This window comes from Candidatus Korarchaeota archaeon NZ13-K, from assembly GCA_003344655.1.
GTDB lineage: Archaea > Korarchaeota > Korarchaeia > Korarchaeales > Korarchaeaceae > Korarchaeum.
The window spans coordinates 1-6,390 of record MAIU01000063.1 but is presented as its reverse complement, the minus strand read 5'-3'; the positions used below and the strand labels follow the sequence as shown (position 1 = coordinate 6,390).

Annotated in this window: 7 protein-coding genes; 5 read left to right on the top strand and 2 right to left on the bottom strand. The window is 57.4% G+C overall.

The annotated features are described in order from the left end of the window. The first annotated feature begins 8 nt into the window (after positions 1-8). On the top strand, positions 9-215 hold the full coding sequence (locus BA066_06130; protein RDD53119.1) for a hypothetical protein: 207 nt from the start codon (positions 9-11) through the stop codon (positions 213-215). A 62-nt stretch (positions 216-277) separates the two neighbouring features. Here BA066_06130 and gltX read toward each other — a convergent pair whose 3' ends face one another. Then, positions 278-2,164 carry a glutamate--tRNA ligase gene (gene gltX / locus BA066_06125; protein ID RDD53118.1) on the bottom strand — a complete coding sequence of 629 codons (1,887 nt, stop codon included), beginning with the start codon at positions 2,162-2,164 and terminating at the stop codon, positions 278-280. Between gltX and BA066_06120 the strand changes: the two genes are divergently transcribed. The 3 genes from BA066_06120 to guaB are packed head-to-tail and all read left to right on the top strand — an operon-like array spanning position 2,046 to position 4,873. Continuing rightward, a complete protein-coding gene (locus tag BA066_06120; protein RDD53117.1) occupies positions 2,046-2,990 on the top strand; it encodes an RsmB/NOP family class I SAM-dependent RNA methyltransferase in 945 nt (314 codons plus the stop codon). The genes gltX and BA066_06120 overlap by 119 nt on opposite strands. Next, a complete protein-coding gene (locus BA066_06115) occupies positions 2,918-3,409 on the top strand; it encodes a hypothetical protein (GenBank protein ID RDD53116.1) in 492 nt (163 codons plus the stop codon). Before BA066_06120 ends, BA066_06115 begins: the two co-directional genes overlap by 73 nt. Before the next feature lie 30 nt (positions 3,410-3,439). Next, complete coding sequence (gene guaB / locus BA066_06110; protein ID RDD53115.1) at positions 3,440-4,873, top strand: IMP dehydrogenase; 1,434 nt, start codon at positions 3,440-3,442, stop codon at positions 4,871-4,873. Here the strand turns inward: guaB and BA066_06105 are convergent, their stop codons facing one another. Continuing rightward, positions 4,874-5,932, bottom strand: coding sequence for a polyprenyl synthetase family protein (locus BA066_06105; protein RDD53114.1), 1,059 nt, complete (start codon positions 5,930-5,932; stop codon positions 4,874-4,876). A 187-nt stretch (positions 5,933-6,119) separates the two neighbouring features. Between BA066_06105 and BA066_06100 the strand changes: the two genes are divergently transcribed. After that, positions 6,120-6,347: a ferredoxin gene (locus BA066_06100; GenBank protein ID RDD53113.1), complete on the top strand. Its 228-nt coding sequence runs from the start codon at positions 6,120-6,122 to the stop codon at positions 6,345-6,347. The last annotated feature ends 43 nt before the right edge of the window (positions 6,348-6,390 follow it).

The window sequence follows — 6,390 nt, the reverse complement described above, 5'->3', positions numbered from 1 at the left end:
CACCGTAGATGATGGGATCGGGGATTCTGAATAGGGGTTTGGCGCTGTACGCCCTCACGCTGGAGACCTCCGATGGGGAGAAGTCGAAGCCGCTCACGCTTAGGAGCGTCATCGTGAGCAGCAACAGGAGCGGGAGAGGCAACTTCCCCTTCATCCAACTACCCTTCAATCACTACCTGAAAGAGCCCTTTTTAAAAGGATCCCATGACATTTAATAACATCTTAATAAAGCTGAGCATGAGGGCCCGGGCCCCAGTCAACGATGGATCTCTCAAACTCACTCGTGCGACAGGATGAACGTCAGTGGGCTTCTCCCATCCAGCCTAGCGAAGCCTACCCTGACGAACTGAACTATCTCCCCTTCCCTCACCTCCCTCAAGGCCGGTTCGCCGTAGCCTCCCAACATCCTGAAGCTGTATGGTGTCTCCGGCACGAGGAGCCTGGCGGGCACCCCTCCCCTCACGGGAGCCCACTGTATTATCCTGACCCCCTTCACCCTCTGCTCCTCGCTGACCCTCAGGGACACCTCATCTGGATTAATACTCCTGACGATCACCGTGATCAATCCCCTCAACCTCAGCTCATCCCCGGGCCTCAGGGTCGCGAGGTCCGATGATGGTACGAACACTTCGGGTTCCTCAAGCCTCACTTCCCTGATCTCCTTCGAGTTCGGATGAACCTCAACGCTCGCCTTAGCCGGGACGCTCAGCCCATCTATCCTAGCCCTAATTGGATCGGGGACGAACATGTACCTCTTAGCCACGGGATCCAGGATCTTCCTGTTTATGGAGGCGATAGCCTCCATGTTTATAGTGGCATCTACCTTGCTCGGGCCGAGCTCGTAGAAGAACCTGACTATCGCCCTGGGCAGCATTCCCCTCCTGAAGAGGCCCCTCAATGTTGGGATCCTCGGGTCATCCCATCCATCCAGGATGCCGCTCTCGACGAGCGGCCTCATGTACCTCTTCGACAGGGGGATCCCCTCCACGGTTATCCTGCCGAACTGGATCATCTCGTACTCCCTCAGGCCAAGTTTCCTCACTATCTGCCTTTGCACCTCAACATGCGGCTCGAACTCCTTGCTCCTGAATGCGTGAGTCACCCCGGTGAGCGAGTCCATGACGCTGACTGAGAAGTCGTATACGGGGTAGACCCTGAACCTATCCCCGTGTATGGGGTGCTCGGCCTCTATCACCCTGAATATGCCCGGGTCCCTCATTGTGACGTTCGGGTGCCTCATGTCGGTCTTCATCCTCAGGTGAGCCTCTCCCTCCCTGAAGGTCCCGTCAAGCATTTTCTCCCAAAGTTCGAGATTTTTCTCAACTGGCTGGTCTCTGTGCTCGCACTCAACACCAAATTTCCTCTTTCTCCTGACCTCTTGAGCGGGGCACGTGCAGACGTATGCGTCTCCCTGCCTTATCATCTTCTCGGCCAGCTCATACATCCGGGGAAGGTGATAGGACTCTATTATCTCCTCATCCCACTTCCCAGGGCCGAGCCCCAGCTCCTCCTCACAGGCCTCCAAGAGCTTAGAGAACTCGCTCCTTATGGCCTCATAATACTCTATCCTCTCCACCCTGGGGTTGGTGTCCTCGAATCTGAGTAGGAACTTGCCCCTGTAGAGTCTGGCGTAGATGAAGGGGACCAGCAGCCCCTTCGCATGCCCCAGAGTTGGGTATCCGTTCGGCTCAGGCGCCACCCTAGTTACGACCTTCCCCTCCTCGGCCCCCGCCAGGGGAGGCCATCTCCTCTCCTCCTCCCTTCTCTCCCTCTTCACCCCGGCCGCCAGCCCCTCCAGAGCTTCCCTGGGCATCTCGTTGACTTCCCTGACGACCTCCTCTATCAGGGGGATCAGCTCCCTGATCCTCGGCTTCAGCTCAGGTTTCATGTGAATTATCTTCCCAATCACAGCGTTTAACTCGGCCTTCCCGTACTTGAGCGCGTTCTCAGCTGCCAGCATCATCGCTAGTTCCTTTACCTCCTCCATGGTATCCCGAGCTGGGGAGCCGCTAGAGGATATTAACTTGAGCGGGGCCCGGTGCCCGATGGATGCGATACCTGAGGGGTTGATAAAGCCGGAGTTCGAGAGGAGGTACAGGGCCCTTCTGGGTGATGAGTACGAGACATTCCTCTCCTTCATGGCCAGAAGGCCCATCCCCAGCATAAGAGTGAATCCGATGAAGGTGGATCCTGATAGGTTCATCTCGCTGCTCGCATCAAAGGGTTGGGAGCTGTCCAGGATTCCCTGGTATGACAAGGGGTTCAGGGTGATAAGAGGGCCTGAAAGACTGGGAAACACGGAGTGGCACCAGCTTGGTCTCTACTACGTGCAGGAGGCCGCCTCCATGATCCCCCCCGTCGTCCTCTCCCCCAGGCCGGGGGAGAGCGTGCTGGACCTGGCCGCATCCCCTGGATCCAAGACCACCCAGATGGCCGAGATGATGCTCCATAGGGGGATCATAGTGGCGAACGACGTGAGCCCAGAGAGAGTGGATGCCCTGGCCTCTAACGTCCAGAGGATGGGTTCCCTCAACGTCGTCGTGACGATGTTCGATGGGAGGAGGGCACCGGATGTGTTGGGCAGGGGGAGGTTCGACAGGGTCCTGCTCGACAGCCCCTGCAGCTCCTTGGGCGAGGTCAGGAGGAACTGGGGGGCCTTACAGAGGTGGAGTCCGAGGCTCGTTGAGAGGATGTCCAGGCTCCAGCTCTCCCTGGCCAAGGCGGCCTATGAGACCCTGAAGCCCGGAGGTTTGATGGTCTACTCGACCTGCACGCTGGAGCCCAAGGAGAACGAGTGGGTCGTCTTTAAATTGCTCCAGCTGGGCGCCTCCCTGGAGGAGCCGAGGGTGGAGGGCCTCGTTTGGAGGAGAGGGCTGAGAAGGTGGATGGACCTGGAGTTCGGGAGCGAGATGGAGAGGTGCATGAGGATATACCCTCAGGACAACGACACGATAGGGTTCTTCGTGGCGATCCTGAGGAAACCAGGGTAAGGGAGTTCCTGGACTGGGTCAGGGACTGGTTCGGATCCGAGCTCCGGGACCTTGAGATATTCCCATCTGGTAAGGATAAACTGAGAGCATGCTCCCCGGAGCTCAGGGAGTTCGAGGGCAGGGAGTTCATAAGAGGCGTCTACATAGCCAAGAGGGCCCCGTATGGTTTCATAATAAGCATAGAGGGTTCCTTCCTCATCGGAAGGAGCGCGAAGAAACACGTGGTCGAGTTGAGCCAGGAGGAGCTTGGCAGGTGGATGAGGGGGGAGAACTTGAAGAGGGATCTCCCCGAGAAAGGGGTCTACCTGGTGAGGTTCGGGGACATCTTCGCCGGTTCCGGATACTACGACGGCAGGGTCCTGAGGAACCTCGTACCTAGGGTCAGGACGGTGGAGGTCGGAGCTCCTGAGGGGGAGTAAAGTTTATCAGACCGTGAGTCCCCTCCATTTATGCGGAACCCCATCGGCATGGAGTTCGCCTTCACATTCAATGATGTGATACTCCTCCCGGGGAAAACAGAAATCGAGCCGTCCAACGTCGATCTAACGACGAGGATAGGTGACATAGTGCTCAGCGTCCCCATACTCTCCTCCCCCATGGACACCGTGACTGAGGAGGAGATGTCCATAGCCATGGCGAGGATAGGTGGGCTCGGCATACTCCACAGGAACTGCAGCGTTGAGGAGCAGGTGAACATGGCTAGGGCTGTGAAGAGGGCGGAATCTTTCATAATAAGGGACGTGATCACAGTTTCCCCTGAAGACAGCGTTGAGGAAGCCAAGAGACTGATGAGGGAGCACGGGATCTCAGGACTTCCCGTGGTCGTCGATGGAAAGCTTGTGGGCATAGTGACCAGGAGGGATGTTTACTTCGCCGAGGAGAGCAGCCTGCTGGTCAAGGACATAATGACCAGGGATCCGATCACAGTCGGGCCTGATATAACACCACAGGAGGCTAGGAGGATAATGGCCAGGCACAAGATAGAGAAGCTTCCGGTGGTCAATGAGGCCGGGGAGCTCATAGGACTCGTCACGGCCAAGGACGTCTTCTACAGGGAGTCCCATCCTTTCGCCACTAGGGATGAGGAAGGAAGGCTCAGGGTCGGCGCGGCGATCTCGCCCTTCGATATGGATAGGGCGAAGACGCTGGCCCCCTACGTGGACGTGCTCGTGACCGATGTTGCGCACTTCCATAACGAAAATGTGATAAGCGCGACTAAGAAGCTTATCTCCGAGGTGGACGTTCCTGTGATAGCGGGAAACATAGGGACCTATGAGGCGGCTGAGGAGGTGATAACCAGGCTCGATGTGGTGGGGCTCAGGGTGGGCATAGGGAGCGGGAGCATATGCACCACTGGCGAGGTGACCGGCGTGGCCGCGCCCACCCTCTACGCAGTGGCCAAGGCCTATGAGGCCGTGAGGAAGCACTCGGCTGATGTAGCAATAATAGCGGACGGCGGTATCAGGGGGCCCGCTGAGGCCGCTAAGGCGTTCGCTATGGGAGCGGATGCCGTGATGCTGGGCTACGCCCTGGCCGGGACTAAGGAGTCCCCCGGCTCCACTATGATGATAGGGGGTAAGATGTACAAGATATACAGGGGCATGGGGAGCCCGTCGGCCAGATCGAGGAGGTTCGCCCTAGATAGGTACAGCAAACCCTCGAAGGACATAGCTGAGGGAATAGAGGGCCTCGTCCCCTACAGGGGGGATGTTACCACCGTAGTCGATAGGTTCGTGGCCGGGTTGAAGGCGGCCTTCGGCTATGTGGGGGCCCGCAGCATAGCTGAGATCAAGGTGAAGGCCAGGTTCGCCGTGATCACACACGCTGGCATGAGCGAGATAGCCCCCCACGATGTCAAACCACTGGAGAAGATATCGGACTGATCAGAAATTCCTCTCAACTAAGAACATCGCCAGCTCCCTTATCTTCTCCTTGTATACGTTTTCGGGGAGTATCGCCTCGGCCTCCTCCCATGAGGAGAGAACTATCCTCCTGGCCACCTCTTTAGCGTGATCCACAGCCCCGTACCTCTCCATTATCGATATGGCCTCCCTGATGAGCGCAGGGTCGCTGGTGTGCATCGAAAGTATCTCCTTGAGCCTGAGTCTGTCCCTCTCATCGGCCGCGGACAGGGTATGGATCACCATCAGGGTGACCTTTCCCTCCCTTATGTCCTCTCCGAACTCCTTGCCCAGTCCCTCGGTGTTGGTGACGTTCAGTATGTCATCCTGTATTTGGAAGGCCACACCTATGGATTCGGCGAACCTCCCCAGCCTTCTCTCCTCATCGGCACTGAGCCCCGCCGCTATCGCTGCGAATCTGGCCGCCATCCTGGGGAGTACGCCCGTCTTGTTGGCGCACATCTCCAAGTACTGCTCCACGGTTATCGTTTCGGGGTCCCTGAGACCCCTGTGCCATCCTATGTCCGTCGCCTGGCCGAGGTGTATCCTTATCATATCCTCCAGGTAGGCGTTCATTAGCCTCCTGTAGGTGGAGTCGCTCACCTCCATCTCCATCAGGAGCCTCATTGGGAGGAAGTACATCGCGGAGGAGAGGTTGACGGCTATGTCCAGCCCGTACTTCACGTGAATTGCCTTATCTCCCCTTCTAACCTCGGCTCCATCCTCTATATCGTCAGCTATGAGGGATCCGTTGTGAAGGAGCTCGACTATCACAGCCAAATTCTTATACTTCTCCAGATCCACTCCCAGGTTCCTGGCAATCGTCATGAAGAGCCAGGGCCTCCACCTCTTCCCCCCTCTGGCCAGCAGGTCCCACATTGGTTCGAATATAGTCCTCTCGATCGTCCGCGGATCGTAGCCATCCGACCTCCTCCCCATGAGCCACTCCAAGTAGCTCTCATCTATCCTCCTCGGAAAGCTCTTTTCTATCAGGGCATCAAGCAGCTCCCTACTTTCCCTGAGCTCCCTCTCTATTTCCATCCCTACACCTCGCTTGGGCCCTCATGGAGCGTATAAATTTGTTTGTGCGCGGTGGTCGGGGCTGACTGAGCGCACCCGCGATCGTGTGAGCTCAGTGAATCGGTGATGCTGCGTGCGGGTTCGCTCATCGAACATATCGTGGGGCTGAAGCGCATAAACTTTTAAATTAATCCACGCAACATATGTTATGACGCTGAGGGTTAGGGTCGATAGGAAGCTCTGCATAGGATGCGGCGTCGCCCCAGCGCTCTGCCCTGACGTCTTCCAGCTCGAGGAGGGGAGGAACAGGGTCAGGCAGGAGTTCTCCGTGATGACGGATGATGAGATCTCGATAGGGGAAGTGGGGGAGGAGCTGAGGGAGTGCGTGGAGACCGCCATCAACTCCTGTCCTGTCGGCGCGATAAGCTTAGAGTGACTCACCCCTATCCCTCAGTATTTTTTCGATCTCCATCTGGAAC

Coding starts and splice junctions, on each gene's coding strand:
- BA066_06105 (RDD53114.1), bottom strand. CDS start 5,932: ATGGAAATAGAGAGGGAGCTCAGGGAAAGTAGGGAGCTGCTTGATGCC.
- BA066_06100 (RDD53113.1), top strand. CDS start 6,120: ATGACGCTGAGGGTTAGGGTCGATAGGAAGCTCTGCATAGGATGCGGC.
- guaB (RDD53115.1), top strand. CDS start 3,440: ATGCGGAACCCCATCGGCATGGAGTTCGCCTTCACATTCAATGATGTG.
- BA066_06130 (RDD53119.1), top strand. CDS start 9: ATGATGGGATCGGGGATTCTGAATAGGGGTTTGGCGCTGTACGCCCTC.
- gltX (RDD53118.1), bottom strand. CDS start 2,164: ATGCTGGGGATGGGCCTTCTGGCCATGAAGGAGAGGAATGTCTCGTAC.
- BA066_06120 (RDD53117.1), top strand. CDS start 2,046: ATGGATGCGATACCTGAGGGGTTGATAAAGCCGGAGTTCGAGAGGAGG.